The following is a 21,505-nucleotide window of genomic DNA, read 5'->3' as shown; positions in this document are numbered from 1 at the left end:
GATATGGCAATGACGGTCAAAATCATGCCCTGCCTGGACATGCAGAACGGACGGGTGGTCAAGGGCGTCCAATTCGTCAACATCCGCGATGCCGGTGATCCGGTGGCATGCTGCCTGGCCTACTGCCAGGCCGGTGCGGACGAAATCGCACTGCTCGACATCACCGCCACGGTCGAGGGCCGTGCCACCATGCTGGATGTGGTCAGGAAGGTGGCCGATGCGGCCACCGTGCCGTTTACGGTCGGCGGCGGCATCAATGACGTGGCCTCGGCGGCGGCCGTTCTGAAAGCCGGCGCAGACAAGATATCCACCAGCAGCGCCGCCTTCCGAAAGCCGGAGATCATCAAGGAGATGGTGGCCGAATTTGGACCGGATCGGGTCACCGTGGCCATCGACGCCTCGGTCAATGCCGCCATGCCCTCGGGCCATGAAGTGTACATCGACGGCGGCCGCACGCCCACCGGCGCCGACGCCGTGGAGTGGGCCAAGCGGGTCGACGGCTATGGCGTGGCCACCATTCTGCCCACCAGCAAGACCACCGACGGTGTGAAAACCGGTTACGATTTGCCCCTGATCCGCAAGATCAAGGAGGCGACCTCAGCCGAGGTGGTGGCCTCGGGCGGCGCGGGCAAACTCGAACATTTCTACGACGCCGTGCAGGCAGGGGCCACCATTCTGCTGGCCGCCTCGGTGTTCCATTTCAACATCATCGGAATCGGAGAGCTCAAGGCCTATCTCAAGGAACGTGGCGTGCAGGTGGCATAATCGTCGCAGGGCCCTGTTCACGTGCATCGGGAGTGAACAGGGCCCTGGCACGCCTTGCTCGCGGTGCTCGGATGCGCCGCAATGCCGTTTGTGACGGCCCTACTTCTCGCAGATTTCTTTCAGCCTGGCCAATGCCTCTGGCCAGGTACGATTCATAAATTCCTCATACTCCGGCGGTACATCCATGTCCACTATCACTTCAGTCGCGCCATCGCGTTCACTGAAGGTGTAATTTTCAAACATGTTCACCCAGGTTTGACTATCCGGACCGTCCCGAGCCTCCATGCTGTCCTTGATCATGCCGAGATGTTGGATCGATATGAATTCAAATGGCTTGTTTTCGGCGATTATGGAAGTCATGCCATTGCCATCGGGTGTCAGAAACCGGATTTTCTCGCCTTTGTTCCAGGAACCTTCAAAATAGGAACCATCGCAGAACGGTGTGGTCCAGATCTTAAAGCCTTCCGGGTCAAGCATGGTCTGCCAGACTCTCTCCTTCGGAGCATCGATGAGGTTGGAAAATTGCATTTTTTTCATTCTTACCTCCTTGCGTCAGCTTGCATAGAAATCGGTCGTCGACCGGCCGATGACCGTGTATCGACCTGTTCGTCTTCCCAGCCGCCGCCCAACGCGCGGTAGAGTTGCACCACGGCCACGACCTGGTCCAGCAGCGTCCGGCTTTCGGCCACCTCCTCGGCGAGCAGGGTGCGCTGGGCGTCCAGGACGTTGAGATAGTTGGAAAGGCCGCTCGCGTAACGATACTCAGCGATGCCCAGGGCTTCCCGTGAGGCCTGGACCGCGGCGTGCCGCTCGGTCAGTGCGTCCCGGGCCTTGCGGTGGGCGATGAGGGCGTCTTCCGCTTCCCGGAAGGCTTGCTGGATGGCCTGCTCGTAGTGCAGCAGGCTTTCCCGCTGTCGGGCTTCGGCCAGTTCGAGGGTGGCCTGGTTGCGGCCCGCTGTGAAGATCGGCAGGGTGATGCTCGGGCCGAACCGCCAGATGCGCGACGGCCCCTCGAAAAGATTCGAGAGCGACTCACTCTCCACCCCGAAATATCCGGTCAGGGAGATTCGGGGGAAAAAAGCCGCCTTGGCCACGCCGATGCGCGCGTTGGCGGCCACGAGCCCGGCTTCGGCCTGGCGGAGGTCGGGACGGCGTTCGAGGAGCACCGAAGGTAACCCGGCCGGAACGGCGGGCGGCGCAATCTGCCCGATGAGGGGCCGGCCGCGGTCGATGCCGCCCGGATAACGGCCGAGCAGAAGGCTGAGCCGGTTTTCCGTCTGCGCGATCCGGCGTTCCAGTTCAGGAATCTGGGCGCTCGTGCCCGCCAGCGCGGCCTCGGCCTGGCGCAGATCGAGCGGAGAGGTCAGACCGGCCGCCAGGCGCTCACGCACGATATCCATGGAGTCCCGGCGTGATGCGACGCTGCGTCGGGTGGTTTCGAGTTCCAGATCGAGCTGGCGGAGTTGGAGATAGGTGGCGGCGACGTCGCTGACGAGGGTCATCACCACCGTATGCCGGGCCTCTTCGCTGGCCAGGAGTTCCGCCCGGGCGGCCTCGCTGGCCCGCCGGAGCCGTCCCCAGATGTCGATTTCAAAGGTCAGATCCACTGTCGTGGACAGCAACTCCATTTCTCCGCCCTGACCCTGCAAAGATACATTTTCCGAGAACCTGTTGGTAGTAGCGCCGGCGCCGGCGTTGATTCCCGGCAGCTGCGCCGCCCGGACAATGCCCAGTTGGGCGCGCGCCTGATCCACCCGCGCTACAGCGATCCCTAGGTCCTTGTTGGCGTCCAGCGCAATCCTCACCAGCCGGCGAAGCTCTTCGTCCTTGAACAGTTCCCACCAGGTGAGGTCGGCCAGCGAGGCCGCCTCGGCCTTGCCCTGCCGCCACCCGTCGGGGGCAGGCACATCCGGACGCCGGTAGTCCGGCCCCAGCGTGCAGCCGGTCAGCAAGATGAACAATGAGAGATGTGAGACCAGCCACCGCTTCATGCGCGCCCGCCAGTTCCGGTGGCCCGACACCTGGTGCAACGGTCGGCCGGCGTGAACCCCCCGGCCCTGCACCGGCAGGTGGATGACGTCAGTGTGGCCGTCACCGACACGGGCGGCAGTACCGGCAAGGCCCCCATGCGTCCGGCGCCGTTCCCGTACGTCGGTATCCGCACCGACGGGCACCGCCACCGGGCGAAAACTGTCGATGGGCTGTTCCGCTACCCGTTCCCGCCGGTGTCCGGCCGCAATCAGGGAGTAGAACACCGGCACGATGAACAGGGTAAACGTCGTCCCCAGAAACATGCCGGCCACAAGGACCGTCCCGATGCTGTTGCGGGCGGCGGCGCCGGGTCCGGACACCAGAACCAGGGGCAGATGGCCGAAGACCGTGGCGGCCGAGGTCATCATCACCGGTCGCAGTCGCGTCAACGCCGCCTCGCGCAATGCGGCGGACTTGGAGAGGCCGCGGTCCTGCATCCGGTTGGCGAACTCCACGATCAGGATGCCGTTTTTGGCCACCAGTCCCACCAGCGTGATCAGGCCGACCTGGGAGTAGATATTGATGGTGGTCAGATCCAGGAAGGTGAACACCAGCGCACCCGATATGGCCAGCGGCACCGAGCCCAGCAGCACGATCAGGGGATCGCGGAAGCTCTGGAACTGGGCGGAAAGCACCATGTAGATGAGCACGAGGGCGAACCCGAGGGTGACGGTGAGCGCCTCGCCTTCCTGGCGGATCTGCCGGGATTCTCCCGCGTAGTCGACAGACATGCCGGGGCTGCCCACTGCGGCCGCGGCGGCTTCGAGCACCCGCAATCCCTCCTCCTTGGTGACACCGGGCTGCAGGCCGCCGAAAACCCGAGCCGCATTGCGTTGCTGGAAACGGTTCAACACACGCGGCGCCGTGCCGGTGTCAATCCGGGTGAAGGTCGATACCGGTACCAGCTCGCCGCTCGGGGTCTTGACCTTGAGATCGAGCAGCGGCTGGAGTGTGGCACGGTCCTCGTCGCCGATTTGCGGGATCACCTTGTAACTGCGATCGAAGTAGTTGAAACGATTCACGTAAGCCCCGCCGAGCAGTGTGCCCAGTTCCTGACCCACACCGGCCAGATCGAGCCCGAGGTCGGAGAGCCGTTCACGGTCGAGGACCACGTGCGCCTGGGGCAGGTCGATTTTCAGATCCGTATCGACATACAGAAACTTGCCGCTCTGCCATCCGGCGTTCACCACCGATGCCACCGTGTCCAGCAGCTCCCCGGTCGACGCATCGTTTTGGAGCACGAGCTCGACGTCGTACTGGCCCGGCGTGGGCAGGGGCGGGTCGAGGCGCGGGAACACCCGCAGGCCGGGCACCTGGGACACCGTCGCGAACACATCGCCGTACATCTCGGCGGTGGAGCGCTCACGTTCCTTCCAGTTGCGGGTGACCATGCCGCCGAAGCCGCCCCAGGGGGTGGTCAACGACCACATGAAATCCGCCTCGGGAAAGGCCGTGATGTTGCCGATCACATCGAGCGATTCGCGATCCACCGCTTCGAGACTGGCATCGGGAGAGGCTTCGAGAAAGAGGCTGATGTGGCTCTGGTCCTCCACGGGCGCCAGCTCTCGCTGGGATTGCTGGTACAGGGGCCCGGCGGCCGCCGTGATCAGCAGGGCGGCCGTGACGATCGCCCACCGCATCTCGAGGGCGCGGTCGAGCAGCCATGCATAGACACGCTGCACATGGGCGAAACCGCGGTTGACCAGGGCGGTCAGGCGGCCCTCCCGACCCTGGGGGTGGATGAAGCGGGAACTCATCACCGGTGACAGGGTGACGGCGACGATGCCCGACACCACGACCGCTGCGGCCAGGGTGATGGCAAATTCCAGGAACAGCGAGCCGGTCAGGCCCCCCTGAAATCCGATGGGAGCGTAAACCACGGCCAAGGTGATGGTCATCGCCAGGATGGGACCCACCAGCTCGCGCGCCCCGACCAGGGCGGCCTCGATCCGCGATTTGCCCAGGCGCACGTGGCGCTCGACATTTTCCACCACCACGATGGCATCGTCGACCACCAGGCCTACCGAGAGGACGATGGCCAGGATGGTCAACAGGTTCAGGCTGAACCCGAAGGCCAGCATCACCAGGGCGGCCCCGACCAGCGAAACGGGCATGGCGAACAGCGGCACCAGCGCCGTGCGTATCGAGCCCATGAAGAGGAACACGGCCACGCCCACGATCAGGATGGTCTCGCCCAGGGTCTTGGTGATCTCCGCCAGCGCGTCGCGCATGAACATCGTGCCGTCCCACACCAGACGCATGTCGATGTCCTTGGGCAGGGTTATCCGGATGCGCGCCATCTCGTCGCGCAGGCGTTCGGCCACCTCGATTTCGTTGGAGCCGACCAGGGGCCAGATGCCCAGGTAGACGGCCTTGGATGTGTTGTACTTGGCGACCATTTCGGCTTCCTCGGCGCCCAGTTCGACCCGCGCCACGTCCCTCAGGCGCACCATGGCGCCGTTGCGCTCGGCCACGATCAACTCCCTGAACTCCTCGGCAGAGCGCAGGTCGGTGTTGGCCAGCAGGTTGACCTGCACCAGGTTGCCTTTAGTCCGGCCCACGGCCGCCAGGTAGTTGTTGCGCTGCAAGGCCGCATGCACATCACCAGGGGAGAGGTTGAGCGCGGCCAGGCGCTCGGGGTCGATCCAGACCCGCATGGCGATGGCGCGGCCGCCCTCGATGGTGACCCGCTGGACACCCGCCAGGGTCGCAAGCTGCGGTTGCAGCGTGCGGGTCAGCCAGTCGGTAATGGCCGGAACAGTTCGCTCGGTGGAGGTAAAGCTCAAATAGAACGATGCATACGGCCGGTCGGCGCGCTGCACCTCCACCACCGGCGGCTCTGCTTCGGCCGGCAGCTCGGATCGAACCTGCTGCAGTCGGGCGGTCACCTCCGCCAGCGCCGCCGTGCTGTCATGATTCAGTTTAAGGCGCACCGTGACCGTGCTGAGGCCGGCGCGGCTGGAGGACTCGATGTGGTCGACACCGCTGATCGCCGACACGACCCGTTCGATGGGGGTGGTGAGAAAACCGCGGATGGTCTCGGCGCTGGCGCCGGTGTATACGGTCGTGATCACGACCGAGGAACTCTGGAGGTCCGGATACTGCTGCACCGGCAGGGCCGTCAGCGCCCGCCACCCGCCGAAGACGAGCGCAAGGTTGACGACCACGGCCAGAACCGGGTGTTTGATAAAGAGGTCGGTAAAAGAACGCCGGGTTACATCCTGATTGCCTGTTTTTGCCTCTGATGGTGTCTCCCCAGATGGTGTCTCCCCAGATGGTGTCTCCATAGATCACCTCCTCTATTCACCATTCCCGTTGGCGAGCGCCACGAGCGTGTTTTCGCGCAGCTTGAACGAGCCCGCAGCCGCAATTCGGTCCCCTGGGGAAAGCCCTTCGTAGATCGCGATCTCGTCGCCCTGCACAGCCCCGCTTCGCACCGTCCGCAACCGGGCGCGGAACCGGCCGTGCTGGTCCGGCTCGATGATGAACACGAAGTCCCCGTCCGGCCCCTTGCGCAGGGCGTTCACCGGAACGGCCACGACCTCTCGAGTTGGGCCGATGGGAATCCGGATGCGCACCGAGGCGCCCGGAGCCGGCGATTGGGCGGCGCCGTCCATCCTGGCACGCACCATCGCATTGCGGGTCTCGGGATCGATGCGCGCATCGAGGGCCACGATCCTGGCTTTGGTCGGCTGCGCGTCACTGGCGGGAAACACATCCACCCACTGATCGACCGTCAATCCCTCGGCTACCTGCTGCGCCACCCTGAAGTCCACATGCACGGCGTCGTCCACGCCTTGCAGCGTGGTCAATTGGGTCCCTTCGTTCAGATATTGGCCTACGTGCACGTCGGCCAGGCCCACCCGCGCGCGAAACGGTGCGCGGATGGTCTTGCGGGCGATGATCGCCTGGTTGCGGGCGATCTGGGCCAGGGCGATGTCCAGTTCAGCGGCCGCGCGATCGACTTCGATTTCGGACGCGGCCCGATTCCGGTGGGCCTGCTTCATGCGCCTGAGGGTGGTTCGCGCCAGTGCGGCCTGGGCTTCCTGGGCTTTCAACTCGGCCTGTTCGACGGAGACGTCGAGTTTAACCAGGACAGCACCTGGCTCGACGATCTGTCCGGGTGTGAGCATCACTATTTGCACGGTGCCGGCAAGTTCGTTGCGCAAGGTGATCGAGCGCAACGCCAGAACCGTCCCGATGGCGGTGGCGGTCTGCCGGTGCTCTAACGGTTTCGCGACGGCCGCCATCACCGTCTCCATCGGCTCAGCTTGGCTGGCAGTGGCGGCATTGGCCTCCTCGGTGGCGGCATGTTTCCACATGGCGAGACCGCCGCCGATCGCGGCAAGCGCAGCGAACAGCATAAACGCACGGACAGTGGTTTTGGACTTATTCATGGCCAATCTCCTTTGAAATTGATGGGTTGGCAATGTCTATAAGGCGGGATAGGCGGGAAGGGTGGGCTTCTGATCCTTCCGGAATGAACGCTCGCACCGGTCTGAAATCACCGGTTAAAAAAAGAAATGGAGATACACGGTGTTCGTTTTTTTGTATGTCCTGAATTTATCTGCTACCGAAGCAGCAGATGTTCACACGGGGAATTGTCACACTTGAGAAAAACGATAAACGCTTGTCGTCCGGTGTCAAGAAGTCCGATCGAAAAAAGGGCGATACTCAGTCGTGTCCGTCCACAAACAGGCGAATTGGGTCGAGATCAAGGCGCACGAAAAATTTAACCGCAGGCATATGGTCGATATTCCGAGGATTGAATTTTTCGCGCAACGCCGATATCGGGCCAATTGGCCGTTTGTGGACGGACACTCAGTAAATCACCCCCACCTTCTTTTTAACCTTACCCATGGTTTTGCGGGCCACGTAGCGGGCCTTTTCGGCGCCCTGGGCCAGGGTGCGGCGGATGCCCTCCCTGTCGGCCATCAGCTCCCGACGTCTTTCCGTGAAGGGCGCGAAAAAGGCGCGCACGGTCTCATACAGCTCTTCCTTGACCTCGGCGTAGCCCATGCCGCCGGCCAGGTAGCGTCGGCGCAGGGCGTCCTGTTGCTCTTTGTCGAGAAAAAGCCGATAGATCTGGAATACATTGCAGCGGTCCGGGTCTTTGGGTTCGGCCACCGGCGTGGCGTCGGTCACGATGCGCATGATCTGTTTGCGCAACGCTTTGTCGTCGAGAAACAGATCGATGGTGTTGCCGTAGCTCTTGCTCATCTTCTGGCCGTCGAGGCCGGGCACGGTGGCCACCTCCTCGTCGATTTCCGGCTCGGGCAGGGTGAAAACCTCGCCGTATTCGTTGTTGAACCGGATGGCGATGTCCCGGGTGACCTCCACATGCTGTTTCTGGTCCTTGCCCACCGGTACGATGTTGCTCTGGAACATCAGAATGTCGGCGCTCATCAGGACCGGGTAGGCGAACAGGCCGTGATTGGCCGCGATGCCCTTGGCGACCTTGTCCTTGTAGCTGTGGCAGCGCTCGAGCAAGCCCATGGGGGTGAAATTGGAAAGCACCCAGGTGAGTTCCTGTACTTCCGGCAGGTCGGATTGCACCCAGAACGTCGATTTTTCGGGGTCCATGCCCATGGCCAGGAAGTTGGCGGCCGCCTCGAGGGTCCCCTGGGCGAGCATCTTGCCGTTGCGCAGGCTGGTCATGGCGTGATAGTTGGCGATGAAACAGAAAAGATCGGCTCTCTCCTGGTATTCGATCATCTTTTTCATCATGCCGAAGTAGTTGCCGAGGTGCAGTGAACCGGAAGGTTGAATGCCGGACAGAACTCTCATGAAAAACCCCTTAAAAGTGGATAAACAGTAACCGTCTGTAAACCTGCTTTGTTTACGTCTCCGGGACTTTTCCGTCAACGCCTTTTTAAAAGGTTGCGATGGCTCGCAAAAGGGCCGTGGATAGCGAAATGGGCTGAATAAGAATCTCACCATGGATTCAAGGGATCAATAAAGACAACACATGCCTTCCGATGCTTTTCATGCCGCCCCTTCCGGCCTTCACGTCCTGCCGCGCCGCAAGAAAGCGATGACCTTTGCCGGGGTGCTGTTGGCCATGTTTCTCGGCTCTCTGGATCAGACCATCATCGGCACCGCCATGCCGCGCATCATCGCCGATCTGGGGGGCTTCAGCCATTACACCTGGATCTCATCCGCCTACATCATCTCCTCGGCGGTGATCATGCCCATTACCGGAAGCCTGACCGATTCGTATGGACGCAAACCCTTTTACATGATCGGTTTAAGCCTGTTCCTGGTCACGTCGATCGCCTGCGGCCTGAGCCAGACCATGTGGCAGTTGATCGTCAGCCGCGCCGCCAAGGGGTTGGGCGCCGGCATCATGATGGCGACCGGTTTTGCGGTGATCGGAGATCTCTTTCCGCCGGCCGAGCGCGGCAAATACATCGGCACCGGCAGCGCCGTGTATGGCCTGTCCTCCATCATCGGACCGACCCTGGGCGGTTACATTACCGACACGCTTTCCTGGCACTGGGTCTTTTTCATCAATATCCCGCTCTGTGTCACCATCATTACGCTTTTTGCGCTGTACTTTCCGAATGTTCGGCCCAAGCGTGAACGCCGTCGCATCGATTGGGCCGGTATGACGACCCTGGCGCTGGCCATCGTGCCGGCCATGCTCGCCCTGACCTGGTGGAGCGACCATTCCTGGCGGTCGGTCCGCATCCTCGGCATGTTCTGCTTTTCCGGGGCTATGGTGGTATGGTTCTTATGGATCGAGAGCAGGTGCAAGGCCCCTATCGTGCCCCTGGCAATGTTCCGGGACCGTATCGTGGCGGTATCGTTGATCGTCACATTTCTCATCGGTTTCGGCATGTTCGGCAGCATTATTTTCATTCCCCTGTTTTTCCAGGGGGTGCTGGGGGTCACGGCCACGATCAGCGGGAGCTTTTTAACCCCCATGATGCTGGGCATGGTCTTCGGCAGCTTTTTTTCTGGGCAGTCGCTCTCGCGCATGGGCGGGCATTACAAAATCCAGGGGATGTTGGGACTCGGACTGATGGCTGCAGGGCTGGCGATGCTTGCAGGCTTGGACATGAACACCGGGTATGCCCGTGCGGTCATGTACATCTCGGTCGTCGGCATCGGTCTGGGCGCGACATTGCCGATCTACACCATCGCGGTGCAGAATGCGGTTTCTCACAGGTTTCTCGGTGCGGCGACCTCATCCACCGCTTTTGTCCGCTCCCTCGGCGGCGCCATCGGCCTTGCCGTGTTGGGGACGGTGATGAACCTTCGCCTGACCGCCGGTTTCCGTGATTACCTTCCCAAGGCGTTACAGGGCATCATCGACGCGCCACGACTTTCGGCGCTGGCCCGCAACCCCCCAGGCGCTGGTCAGTGCCGAGCACCGTCAGCTGCTGCGCGACCTCTTCTCCGATTTGGGGCCACATGCCACGGCCCTTTTCGACGCAACCATGACGAGCCTTCGGCAGGCGCTTCAGGCGGCTTTATTTCAAGTTTTTCTGGTCGCCCTGGTGGTCGTTGCCGGGGCATGGCTCATCAATTTCTGGCTGAAGGAGATTCCCCTGCGGGGGCACCCCTCAAGGTAGCGGCTTTCCCCCGCCGCGGCCCCAGTTTTCGTCCGGGAACGTTTCGATCACGACCATGGCCTGATCCTTGTATTCCGTGTCGCCGGCGACCCTGGCATAGGCATCGGAGAGGGCCTCGATGAGGGCGCTCTTTTTCTCTCGGGTATCGATTTCGGTTTCGCGTGCTTTCACGATGATGACGGGCATGGGTATAGCTCCTTTCGGTTGTCAGATGAATCGCTGCCATTTTGTCAAACTTGACGTCACCGTAAAAGGTCCAATATCTGCGTTGCGCTCATTCCGTAGTCCTTGCGGCGTACGACAAGTACGCCTCAGGACACGGAATTTCGCGCGCCTTGATCTTGAACCTTTTACGGCGCCGTCCGGCAACAACTTTTTACGAATCCATCAAACTTGCTTCCTCAAAATAGGCTTCGATTTCTCGTTTTCAAATTCTTATGGCTGATGAAGCGCGCCCATGCATGACAGAAAACGCTTATGGGTAGTTTTATCCTGCCATTGACCACCGAGTCTTACCTGGTTGTCTTTGTGGCGGGGGCTCCATAACTTCCTATGCAAATTGAAGATACACGATCAAACAGAATCGAACGCGGCAGGAGATACCCGATGCGGACAGACCAGAATGTACTCCCCATGAACCTCAAACTGGCATACGCCATGCCCGCTTTTGCGTTGGCCATGGTGGGCATTCCGGTCTATGTGTTCATTCCCAAGTTCTATACCGATGTGGTAGGGGTGGACATCGCCGTGGTGGGATTCCTGCTCTTCGGGGTGCGCATTTTCGACGCGATCACGGATCCGATGATGGGTTTGTGGTCGGATCGCATCCACACAGCCATGGGCCGGCGCCGGCCCTTCATCCTCTTCGGTGCCGTACTGCTCGCCGTTGGCGTTTTCTTTTTGTTCCGGCCCCCTATGGCCGCCGAGGCTCGGACCAGCACCGTCTGGTTTGCCTTCTGGATCTATGCGGTTTTCTTGTTCTGGACCGTAACGGCCGTCCCCTATGAGTCATTAGGCCCGGAGCTGAGCCGACACTACGATGACCGGACCACGCTGTTCATGCTGCGGGACGGATTTCTCATCGGCGGTACGCTGGTGGCCGCCGCCTCGCCGGCCATTGTCAGATGGGCATGGGGGTTGGATGGTAGTCCTGGAGAGGAGCGCACGGCCTTTCTGATCATGGGCCTGCTCTATGCCCCGGCTTTGGTAGGTGCTTGTGCCTGGTGCGTGTATCGCCTGCGCGAGCGGAGGCAGTTAACTGAGGCCGCACGGATTCGGTTGTCCGAGAGCCTGCGCGGCATGCGGCGCAACCGGCCGTTCCTGATCCTGCTGGCGGCCTTTACCGTCAGCGCATTGGGAAGCAACCTGCCGGCGGCCCTGATCCTGTATTACGTGCAGTACGTGCTCCGGACATCCGGTGCGGAACTGTTTCTTCTTCTCTTTTTTGTCACTGGCATCGCTTTTCTGCCGTTATGGCGGCGGGTGGCCGGTAGACTCGGCAAGAAGCACGCCTGGTTGATCTCCCTGGGTGTGAATGCCATCGTCTCTCTGATGATCTTTTTTCTCGGGCCGGGCGACGTGGTCGCCTATGGGGTGCTGGTGGTTGTTTCCGGCGTGGGGTTTGGGGCCGTGCTGGCCCTGCCGTCGGCGTTGCAGGCCGACGTGATCGATTACGATGAGCTGATTACCGGACAGCGTCGTGAAGGCCAATACATGGGCCTCTGGTCCGTGGCCAAAAAGATGACCGCAGCCGTGGGGGTGGGGGTCGGACTGGCGGCCATGGGTATGGCCGGATACGTGCCCAATGCGATCCAGGGCACATCCGTCGAGTGGACCATCCGGGTTTTCTACGCCCTTATTCCCTCGCTTTGCAACGTTGCGGCCATCGCCATCGCACTGCGTTATCCGCTCAGCGGCGAGCGCCATGGGGAAGTGATCGCGGCCATCGACCGTGTCCGGGCGGGCGGCGCGGCGGCGGATCCGCTCCGGCCCGGGGTACTGGTGTGCCGAGACCGCATGGCGTGCGTGATCTGACGCTTCGGCGTCGGCCAGATAGCTTCAGGAGGTGATCGACATGATATTGGCATCGTTCTATATGGAAAATTTGTTGGCCGCGATGCTTTTGATGGGCCTGGGATGGGTGGTGAGTCTCGTCCGCCGGGATGTGACCCACGTGGACGCACTCTGGGGACTTGGTTTCGTTATGATTGCCTGGCTCACATGGTCCCGGACCGACGGATATGCGCTGCGCCAGGCTCTGCTGCTCGGGTTGACAACGGTTTGGGGGGTTCGTCTGGCCGCATACATGACCTGGCGCAGTCGCGGCAAAGGCGAAGATCCGCGCTATGCCGCATGGCGCCGATCGAGCGGCGCCGCTTTCTGGTGGACCAGCCTGTTCAAGGTGTTCCTGTTGCAGGCGCTGTTTCTCTGGGTCATCGCCCTGGCGCTTCAGGCCGGCATGGCCGCAAGCGAACCGTCTCGATTGGGCATCCTGGATGCCATCGGCGCAGGGCTCTGGCTTGTGGGTTTCGTTTTCGAGAGCGTGGGCGACTGGCAGTTGGCCCGCTTCAAATCCGATCCCGCCAACCGGGGTCGGGTCATGGACCGCGGCCTTTGGCGCTACAGCCGCCACCCCAATTACTTTGGCGAATGCCTGCTATGGTGGGGCGTGTTTGTCGTCGGGTTATCCCAGGTTGAGAATGGCTGGAGCATCATCAGCCCCCTGGTCCTGACCCTCGTCCTTCTCAAAATGACGGGCGTGCCGCTGACGGAAAAACTACTGATCGAAAAGCGGCCGGCCTATCGACGCTACATCGAACGGACGTCCGCCTTCATTCCCTGGATGCCCCGGGAGCGACGACCAACGGAGGATCCCCATGAAGACCTTGATTGACCTGGCGGACCAGGGCCGGCTGCCCGATCCGCTGATCCGACTGGGAATCAAAATTCTGGATTTCCAGCGCCTGGCCGTAGAAGGCAAGGGCGGTCCGGAACGGCAGATGTCCCGTAAGCAAAGTTTTATACAAGCGATGCGGCAAAGCCCCATCGCGCTGGCGACCGATGTGGCCAACACGCAGCACTACGAATTGCCGCCGGACTTTTTCAGGCACGTACTGGGCAAACACCTTAAATACAGTGCCTGTTATTGGCCTGATGGGGTCGACAGCCTGGACGCGGCCGAGGCGCGGGCCCTCGAGCTGGTCGCCGCGCGCGCCGAGCTGTTGGACGGCCAGCGAATCCTGGAGCTGGGCTGCGGATGGGGATCGTTTTCCCTGTGGGCTGCCGAGCGCTTTCACCGTGCCCGGATCACGGCCGTCTCCAACGCTTCTTCCCAGCGCGAATTCATCACTGCCCAGGCCCGTCGGCGCAACCTGGACAACTTGGAAGTGGTGACCGCGGACATGAATCATTTCACAGCCCAGGGGCGTTACGATCGCATCGTTTCGGTGGAGATGTTCGAGCACATGCGCAACTGGGAAAAGTTGCTGGACCGGATGGCCGGCTGGCTGAAACCCGACGGCCGTCTCTTCATCCACATCTTCACCCACCGCGATGCGGCGTATCTCTATGAAACCACCAGCGACGACGACTGGATGGGCCGTCACTTCTTCACCGGCGGGATGATGCCCTCGGACGACCTGCTGCTCTATTTCCAGCAGGATCTCGTGGTGGAGCGCCACTGGCGCCTGGACGGACGCCACTACCAGAAGACGGCCGAAGCCTGGCTGGCCAACCTGGATGCCGGCAAGAGCCTTGTCATGCCCATCCTGGAGGCGACCTATGGTCGCGAACATGCCGACATGTGGTATCAGCGCTGGCGGATCTTTTTTATGGCCTGCGCCGAGCTCTGGGGATATCGCCGGGGACGGGAATGGCTGGTATCCCACTATCTGCTGACCCATCGACCGCACAGGGGGTGCGTATGAACGAAACCTTGACGCCTTACCAAACGCGCTGGCCGGTGCAGGCCGCAGCGGTTCCGGCCGCGGGCCTGGCCCGAAAGATCTTGTTCAGGCTCTTGTCCAAATTGGAAAACGGCCGGGTCTGCGTCTACGACGGCGACGTCCGCCGCTGTTTCGGGCACGCCGCGAACGACTTTCCACTCGAAGCGGAAGTGCGCATTCGCGACCGGCGGGCCTACACGGGAATCGTCTTCGGCGGCAGCATCGGCGCGGCCGAGGCCTATATGCGGCACGAATGGGAGAGCGACGACCTGACCGCCCTGGTGCGCATCGTGCTGCGCAACCAGGTGGTTTTCCGGGAGCTGGAAAGCGGCCCGGCGCGGCTGGCCAGCCCATTTTACCAACTGTTCCACTTCATGCGGCGCAACACCGTTTCCGGCAGCCGCAAGAACATCGTGGCCCACTACGACCTGGGCAACGAGTTCTACCGGCTTTTTCTCGATGAGACCCTGACCTATTCGGCCGGCTATTTCGACACCCCGGACGCCACCCTCGCCCAGGCATCCGTCGCCAAGTACGACCGGATCTGCCGGAAACTGCAGCTCTCGGAAAAAGACCATGTGCTCGAAATCGGTACGGGCTGGGGCGGCTTCGCCTTGCACGCCGTGCAGCATTACGGCTGCCGGGTGACCACCACCACCATTTCCGACGCGCAATACGCGCTTGCCCGGGAACGGATCGCAGCGGCCGGGGTCGCCGACCGGATCACCCTGCTGAAATCGGACTACCGCGCTCTGCGGGGCCAATACGACAAGCTGGTCTCCATCGAGATGATAGAGGCCGTCGGTCATCACTACCTGGAGACGTTCATGGCCCAGTGCGCGCGACTGCTGCGGCCCGAGGGCAGCATGGCGCTGCAGGCCATCACCATCGCCGACTGGGCCTTCGAGACGCACAAGCGGAGCGTGGATTTCATCAAACGCTATATCTTTCCGGGCAGCTGCATCCCTTCGGTGTCCGCCATCGGCAACGCCGCGGCCAGGCGTACCGACCTGCGCCTATTCGATCTGGAGGACATGACGCCCCACTATGCCGAAACCCTGCGCCGCTGGCGCGGCAATTTCCACCTTAATCTCGACCAGGTGCAGGGCCTCGGCTTTTCCGACGCATTTCAGCGTATGTGGATCTACTACCTGCACTATTGCGAGGCCGGATTCGAAGAACGATACCTGGGCAGCGTGCAAATGATCTTTACCAAGCCGCTGGCCCGCATGCCGTGGGTCGGCCGGACGGCCGGAGAAAGGAGCTGAACCATGGTGGACCCCACGCGAGCCCCCTTGCACGCCCTCTACGAAGGCACCATCCGGCACCGCCGCTTTCACCCGGTGGAGAACCATTTCGAGTACCGGCTCTTTCTGGTGTTTCTCGACCTGGCCCGCATCGACGCCCTTTCGGGCATTCATCCCCTCTGGTCGGGCCGTGGGGTGAACCTGGCCTACTTCCGGCGCCGCGACCACACAGGCGACCCCCGCGTGCCCCTGGACCAGGCGATCAGGGATCGGGTCCAGGCCGCAACCGGCCACCGACCGGCCGGGCCGGTGCGCATGCTCACCCACCTGCGCTATTTCGGGCACTGCTTCAATCCGGTGAGCTTTTATTACTGTTACGATGTCCACGACCACTCCGTGGAGACCATCGTGACCGAGATCCACAACACGCCCTGGGGCGAAGAGCATCTCTACATCCTTCCGGCGGATCAAAGCCGTCATGCATCCGTCGAATGGCGGCGCCATCGCTTTGCCAAGGAATTCCACGTGTCCCCCTTCATGGAGATGGACATTCAATACGACTGGCGTTTCCGGTTGCCCGGCGAACGCCTCGGCGTCCACATGATCAACTACCGGAACGACAAGCGCATCTTCGATGCCAGCCTCTCCCTGGCACGCCGGCCCTTGACCCGTGACAACCTCACCCGGGCGCTGCTGCTTTTTCCGGCAATGACGGCAAAGGTGATCTTCCTCATCTACTGGCAGGCGCTCAGGTTAGTCGTCAAGGAGGCGCCGGTCCATACGCATCCGAAGTATGAAACCTGAGAGATTCCATCGTTTCCAGATATTATGCGGGCTTTGTCAGATGAAAATGTATCCTGGCTTTGCATTGTCGGCCAGGTCTCAATCGAGATCCAAGCCAAAATGTCGGGCGACCGCCAACGCACTGTTCACACCGTCTTCGTGGAACCCATAGCCCCAGTAGGCGCCGCAGTACCAGGTGCGGTTGACGCCGCTGATCTCTTCGCGACGCTTGCGGGCGGCCAGACCGACGGGGTCGTAGATGGGGTGGTGATAGACGATCTCCTTTATCTTCTTGGCCGGATCGATGGCGCCGGCCATGTTCAGGGTGACGCAGAAAGGATCGTGGGGCGGAAGGTTTTGCAGCAGGTTCATGTTGTAGGTCAACGCCACCCGGTTCATCGCCTGGCGCGGAATGCGGTAGTTCCAGCTGGCCCAGGCGGCCCTCAGCGAGGGCATCAGGGAGACGTCGCGGTGCAACACCGTGAAGTTTTCCTGGTAGGCGATGGCGCCCAGAATCTCCGTCTCCTCTGGAGATGCATCTACCAGCATGCCAAGGGCCTGGTCGCTGTGGGCGGCGATGACCACCTGGTCGAAGCGATGGCGGGTGTCATCCGCGGTGGTCAGTTCGATGTGGTCTGAATGGCGCTGGACGCTGCGAACCGGGGTGTTCAGATAGATGTTGTCCCGGAACGGGCGGGTGAGGGGTGCGATGTACCGGCTCGAACCGCCTTTGATGGTCCGCCACTCGGGCTGGTCGCGGAGGTTGAGAAAGCCGTGGTGATGAAAAAAGGTGATGAAATAGCGGGCCGGAAAATCCATGAATCGTCGGGGGTCGGCCGACCATATGGCCGCGCCCATGGGCACGATGAAGTGCTCGATGAAGCCGCGGCTGTACTTCTCTCGCTTCAGGTAGGCGGCCAGGGTGGTCCGGTCGTCGCCCTGTTCCATAATCGCCGCGGCCCGGCTTCGAAATCGCAGGGCGTCGGCCAGCATCCTGTAGAAAGCGGGGTGCACCAGGTTTTTGCGCTGGGCAAAGAGAGATGCGAAGGTGCTCGGCGAGAAGATCAACCCGGTTCGTTCACATTGCACGCTGAAACTCATGTTGGATGGCTGCCAGGGCACACCGAGCCTTTCCATGAGCCGGATGAAGTTGGGGTAGGTCTTGGCATTGAAGACGATGAAACCCGTATCCACGGCTACCGTTCCGCCGGCGGATGGCACCTCTACGGTATGGGTATGCCCGCCGATGTAGTCGTTGGCTTCGAATACGGAGATATCGTGGGCCTCGCTGAGCAGATACGCCGCAACGAGCCCCGAGATGCCCGTACCGATCACTGCAATCTTCATTCGCCTGTCCTTTTCATCCCTTGAGCACGCTCGGCGGCACGGGGCGAAGGTCCCTAGTGATGCCCAACCAGCTCAGGATCACCAGGAGGTAGTAGGTGATGTCCAGTTCCCACCATCGAAATCCCTGGCGGGCCGAGACAGCATAGTGGTGATGGTTGTTGTGCCAGCCCTCGCCCAGGGTGAGCAGAGCCAGCAGGCCGTTGTTGCGGCTGGTGTCGTTGGTGTCGAACCGGCGCGTACCGAACATGTGGTCCAGGGAGTTGATGGTACAGGTGGCGTGCAGGAGCACCACGGTGGAGATGAAAAATCCCCACACCAGCATCTGGGGTCCGTCGGTGCCCAGGGCCGGGGCCACCTTATTCAGAAAAGCGCCGGCCAGAAAAAGAAACGCGGCCAGCGCGATGGGGATGACCGTGTCGAATCGGTTGATCCATCGCAGTTCGGGGAAACGGGCCCACTCCTGGACATATTTATAGCGGGTGGGAAAGTTGGATCTAGAGGTGAGCCAGCCGATATGGCTCCACCAGAACCCATGCTGCTTCGGTGAGTGTACATCCGATGGCTGATCGGTGAAGCGGTGATGGTGACGGTGGTGGGCCGCCCACCACAACGGGCCGCGCTGGACAGACATGTTGCCGATGACCGCGAACACGAACTGCCAGAAACGGTTGACCTTGAAGGCCTTGTGCGAAAAGTACCGGTGGTAGAACCCGGTGATGGCGAACATGCGAACCAGGTAGAGCGCCACGGCGGTCGCGACGGCCGTCGGCGACCATCCCACCCAGAACACCAGAAGGCATCCGGCGTGCAGGCCGATCAGGGGAAGCACCCTGAACCAGTCGATCCGCTTCTGTTCCTCCTCCAGGATATCCGCCACCCCGGCTTCGGAGTCGAACCAGCGGATCACGGAAAGCAAGAGGGTGCGCATGTTTGACGTTTGTTCTTCTACTGGTTGCATGTCGTCGGAACTACTCTTCCAGTTGCGCCAGGAAGGCGTCCGCTTCCTGGACAGAGCGGTTGATGTCCTGAATCAATGTCCCGATGTCGGCCTCGATGCTGCTCATTTCCGCTTTCAACGCGCCGATGGCCTGGGCATTCAGGTTGTGTTTCAGATACAGCACGTAGTCGTTGAGTTTTGTCAATACCGGGGTCATGCGTTTGCGCGAGGCGTGCATGGAACTTTCCAGCCGGGCATAGCGGACCTGGGTTTCTTTGAGTTTCTGGGCGCTCCTGGACTTGAAGCTCGGGTTCTGGATCTGGTCGATTTCAGCGCGCCACTCCTTGAACAGGTCGTCCGAAATGCGCTCGACCTTGGCGATGCGCTCATCGATCATCCCCGCGCGCTGCCGGCAGACCTCGTAATCGCCCGATACCCGATTATAGATCTTTTCGAGGTCGCCGCCGTCGAAATGGTAGACCATTTTCAGGCTGGTCAAGGCGTCGTTGAACTCTTCGGAGGCCTCCTTTTGATCGTCCTGGACCGCTTCGATCTGATCGCGCAGCAAGTGGCGCTTCTCTTTCCCCAGGGATTCCCACACCGAGTAGTAGGCGCTCTGGCATGCGGAAATCAAAAGGACGGCCACGGCCGCGGCCAGGCAGGGGAAGTTTTTTTTCGTCATCGTTTGCCTCCTTGTGCGGATCAAGTTCAATTCACCGGCCCAGTCCGGCGAGATACGTTACATAGTCGCGGCAGCGGCACAGGGCGTCGTATTCCGCCGTGACCGTGTCGGCCGTCTCCTTATCCAGTTTGGACCTGATAATTTTCAGCAGATGGGTCACGGCGTCCAACTCGAGGCGATGCTTGAGGAAATCGAACACCGTTTCGGACAGGGTGAACCCGGTCTTGTGACCCATCAGCAAGACGCGATAGGCGATCAATTCCCTGTTGGGAATCACGTGGCAGTTGAAATCGATGCGCCGCGCTCGAATGTCCGCCGTACACCCGTTTTCCGCCAACGAGCGGTCGCGCACGTCGAATACAATGGCGTTGACCGTGAAGTCGATGCTGCTCAGCAGGTTGTCCATGGTCGGTTCGAGATGGCAGGCCTCGATGATCACGAAATCTGGAAGAAGGCACAAGTCATAGGCCAGTTGCGATCCCTCAGGATGCCAGCGAAACCCTTTTAGATCGGTATGTTCGATGAGTTGATCGGCCAGAGCGTGTGGCAGGGAAAAGTCGCGCGGCAGCCCGCCGATGAAAATATCGATGTCCGGCGTGGGGGGTGCGCTGCCATGGACAAGATCGATGATGATGTTCCGGATGGCGCCGCCGGCCACCACCACCCGGGCCTCGACGGGAAGGCGTCGGCACAGGGCGGTCAGGTTGCGGGCGATGTCCGGATTTTCGAAATATCGATCGACCGCCGAAATAATGCTCTCGTCAGTTACTGTCGTCATCGCCGCCTGGTCCGCTTTTCGTTCGCTTTCAAACTGTTGTGAAATCCAGCAAACCGGATTATTCTGGCAAAGTCAATGGCTATTCGGACCACAAAAAGGAGCTGCCATGAAGCCGGATCGCATCTGGATACCGATTCTTTTTTTCGTACTGTTGTTGACCTCTTACCAAGAGGCCTCGGCGGCGGAGCTTAAAGGCAAGGTAACGTCAGTGAATGGCTTTGCGGTGCAGGTTCAACTGGAAGAGGCGCTGATTCCCCAGGTCGGTGATCCTGTGACCATCGGCTTCGCCGTGCCAGGCACGGGTGTGGTGCCGCTCGAAGGCAGATGGCAGGTATCCTTTGTCGGCGCCGAAACGATCGAGGCGGAGCCGGTCGGCGCCGTGGCGCGGCCCCAGGTCGGCCAACTTGTCAGCATCTATAGCGACCAACCCCGAAGGCTCGTTGAAAAGCCTCAAGCGGCTGACGAGGCGTACAACCGCGGTGAGAATTATTATTATGGCCGCAACGGCGTTTCACGGGATTACCGTAAAGCCTTGGCGGCCTACCGTGAGGCGGCCGATTTGGGGTCCGCCGAAGCGCAGTACAGCATCGGGTTTATGTACAGCAGAGGAGAGGGCGTGTCTGCGGATCCGGCCGAAGCGCTGAAATGGTATCGCCGGGCGGCGGATCTCGGTTTTGCCAAGGCCCAGCACAACCTTGGGAGCCTCTATCGCGAGGGACGCGGCGTGGATCCGGATTATGCGCAGGCGCTGATGTGGTTCCGCAAAGCGGCCGATCAAGGGCTGCCCCAGGCCCAGAACAGTTTGGGACTCATGTATTTTTACGGCCAGGGTGTGGCCGTCGACTATGAGGAAGCGATCCGCTGGTACCGACAGGCGGCTGAGGCGGGGAATGCCAGCGCCCAAGCCAACCTGGCCCGAAAATACTATAACGGCCATGGTGTGGCACAGGATTTCGGTGAGGCGGCGATATGGTTTCGCAAGGCCGCCGATCAGGGGGACATTCGATCCGCTGCAACCCTTGGCTTTCTGTATGAAAAGGGCAAGGGAGTTGCCCGGGATGAGGAGGAGGCTCTGCGTTGGTATCGATACGCTGCCGAGCAGGGCGATGGCGAGGCCCAATTCAACATGGGGGTCATGTATGCCAAAGGGCGCGGGGTGCCCAGCGATCCAAAAATTGCCGCTGAATGGTACCGAAAAGCCGCTGACCAGGGCGATCCCCAGGCCCAGTTCGTGCTGGGAACCAAGTATGAAGCAGGGCTCGGCGTGAACCAAAACCAGGATGAGGCCGTTCGCTGGTATCGCCTCGCCGCAGGACAAGGATATGAGAAGGCACGCGAAGCTCTGAGCCGGCTGGGATGGAGATAAAAAAGCATCCCACCGTTGCCATCCCAGAAGAGTTTCAGGAGATGGCCG

At 61.2% G+C, this 21,505-nt stretch carries 16 protein-coding genes and 1 pseudogene; 8 read left to right on the top strand and 9 right to left on the bottom strand.

Annotated features, from left to right (window positions below; all coding sequences use genetic code 11):
• Positions 1-9: 9 nt before the first annotated feature.
• Complete coding sequence (gene hisF, locus DFT_RS14500; RefSeq protein WP_054031873.1) at positions 10-765, top strand: imidazole glycerol phosphate synthase subunit HisF; 756 nt, start codon at positions 10-12, stop codon at positions 763-765.
• A gap of 99 nt (positions 766-864) precedes the next feature.
• On the opposite strand, the gene DFT_RS14495 is transcribed toward hisF, so the two are convergent.
• From DFT_RS14495 to trpS, 4 genes are all read right to left on the bottom strand, one after another.
• Positions 865-1,302 (bottom strand): SRPBCC family protein, encoded by a 438-nt coding sequence (locus DFT_RS14495; RefSeq protein WP_054031872.1) that lies wholly within the window; start codon positions 1,300-1,302, stop codon positions 865-867.
• Between the two features lie 2 nt (positions 1,303-1,304).
• Positions 1,305-6,083 (bottom strand): efflux RND transporter permease subunit, encoded by a 4,779-nt coding sequence (locus DFT_RS26275; protein ID WP_083453523.1) that lies wholly within the window; start codon positions 6,081-6,083, stop codon positions 1,305-1,307.
• 12 nt (positions 6,084-6,095) lie between these two features.
• Positions 6,096-7,193 carry an efflux RND transporter periplasmic adaptor subunit gene (locus DFT_RS14485; RefSeq protein WP_054031871.1) on the bottom strand — a complete coding sequence of 366 codons (1,098 nt, stop codon included), beginning with the start codon at positions 7,191-7,193 and terminating at the stop codon, positions 6,096-6,098.
• A 424-nt stretch (positions 7,194-7,617) separates the two neighbouring features.
• Positions 7,618-8,583 (bottom strand): tryptophan--tRNA ligase, encoded by a 966-nt coding sequence (gene trpS, locus DFT_RS14480; protein WP_054031870.1) that lies wholly within the window; start codon positions 8,581-8,583, stop codon positions 7,618-7,620.
• Between the two features lie 181 nt (positions 8,584-8,764).
• Here trpS and DFT_RS14475 point away from each other — a divergent pair.
• Positions 8,765-10,096, top strand: a pseudogene (locus DFT_RS14475) (MDR family MFS transporter); the annotation flags it as partial.
• Positions 10,097-10,364: 268 nt separating this feature from the next.
• Here the strand turns inward: DFT_RS14475 and DFT_RS27320 are convergent.
• Positions 10,365-10,559 carry a tautomerase family protein gene (locus DFT_RS27320; RefSeq protein WP_076750573.1) on the bottom strand — a complete coding sequence of 65 codons (195 nt, stop codon included), beginning with the start codon at positions 10,557-10,559 and terminating at the stop codon, positions 10,365-10,367.
• A 420-nt stretch (positions 10,560-10,979) separates the two neighbouring features.
• On the opposite strand from DFT_RS27320, the gene DFT_RS14470 reads away from it, so the two are divergent.
• From DFT_RS14470 to DFT_RS14450, 5 genes are read left to right on the top strand one after another with little or no spacing between them, the layout of a single operon-like run.
• Positions 10,980-12,407 carry an MFS transporter gene (locus tag DFT_RS14470; protein WP_054031868.1) on the top strand — a complete coding sequence of 476 codons (1,428 nt, stop codon included), beginning with the start codon at positions 10,980-10,982 and terminating at the stop codon, positions 12,405-12,407.
• A gap of 40 nt (positions 12,408-12,447) precedes the next feature.
• Complete coding sequence (locus tag DFT_RS14465) at positions 12,448-13,266, top strand: DUF1295 domain-containing protein (RefSeq protein ID WP_054031867.1); 819 nt, start codon at positions 12,448-12,450, stop codon at positions 13,264-13,266.
• Positions 13,250-14,299 carry an SAM-dependent methyltransferase gene (locus tag DFT_RS14460; protein WP_054031866.1) on the top strand — a complete coding sequence of 350 codons (1,050 nt, stop codon included), beginning with the start codon at positions 13,250-13,252 and terminating at the stop codon, positions 14,297-14,299. The genes DFT_RS14465 and DFT_RS14460 overlap by 17 nt, the downstream gene beginning before the upstream one ends.
• Positions 14,296-15,585 (top strand): SAM-dependent methyltransferase, encoded by a 1,290-nt coding sequence (locus tag DFT_RS14455; RefSeq protein WP_054031865.1) that lies wholly within the window; start codon positions 14,296-14,298, stop codon positions 15,583-15,585. Before DFT_RS14460 ends, DFT_RS14455 begins: the two co-directional genes overlap by 4 nt.
• A 3-nt stretch (positions 15,586-15,588) precedes the next feature.
• Positions 15,589-16,368 (top strand): DUF1365 domain-containing protein, encoded by a 780-nt coding sequence (locus tag DFT_RS14450; RefSeq protein ID WP_054031864.1) that lies wholly within the window; start codon positions 15,589-15,591, stop codon positions 16,366-16,368.
• Between the two features lie 78 nt (positions 16,369-16,446).
• Here the strand turns inward: DFT_RS14450 and DFT_RS14445 are convergent, their stop codons facing one another.
• From DFT_RS14445 to DFT_RS25535, 4 genes are read right to left on the bottom strand one after another with little or no spacing between them, the layout of a single operon-like run.
• Positions 16,447-17,694 (bottom strand): NAD(P)/FAD-dependent oxidoreductase, encoded by a 1,248-nt coding sequence (locus DFT_RS14445; RefSeq protein WP_054031863.1) that lies wholly within the window; start codon positions 17,692-17,694, stop codon positions 16,447-16,449.
• A gap of 13 nt (positions 17,695-17,707) precedes the next feature.
• Complete coding sequence (locus DFT_RS14440; RefSeq protein WP_200907061.1) at positions 17,708-18,622, bottom strand: acyl-CoA desaturase; 915 nt, start codon at positions 18,620-18,622, stop codon at positions 17,708-17,710.
• A gap of 40 nt (positions 18,623-18,662) precedes the next feature.
• Positions 18,663-19,313 (bottom strand): DUF2959 family protein, encoded by a 651-nt coding sequence (locus DFT_RS14435; protein WP_054031862.1) that lies wholly within the window; start codon positions 19,311-19,313, stop codon positions 18,663-18,665.
• Between the two features lie 31 nt (positions 19,314-19,344).
• Positions 19,345-20,091 (bottom strand): hypothetical protein, encoded by a 747-nt coding sequence (locus DFT_RS25535; protein WP_054031861.1) that lies wholly within the window; start codon positions 20,089-20,091, stop codon positions 19,345-19,347.
• Positions 20,092-20,197: 106 nt separating this feature from the next.
• Here DFT_RS25535 and DFT_RS25530 point away from each other — a divergent pair, with 106 nt between their 5' ends.
• The gene (locus tag DFT_RS25530; RefSeq protein ID WP_054031860.1) at positions 20,198-21,457 is read left to right on the top strand and encodes an SEL1-like repeat protein; all 1,260 of its coding nucleotides are present in this window, start codon (positions 20,198-20,200) and stop codon (positions 21,455-21,457) included.
• Positions 21,458-21,505 lie beyond the last annotated feature (48 nt).

The sequence above is a fragment of the Desulfatitalea tepidiphila genome (assembly GCF_001293685.1).
GTDB lineage: Bacteria > Desulfobacterota > Desulfobacteria > Desulfobacterales > Desulfosarcinaceae > Desulfatitalea > Desulfatitalea tepidiphila.
This window is presented reverse-complemented; position numbering and strand designations above follow the sequence as displayed.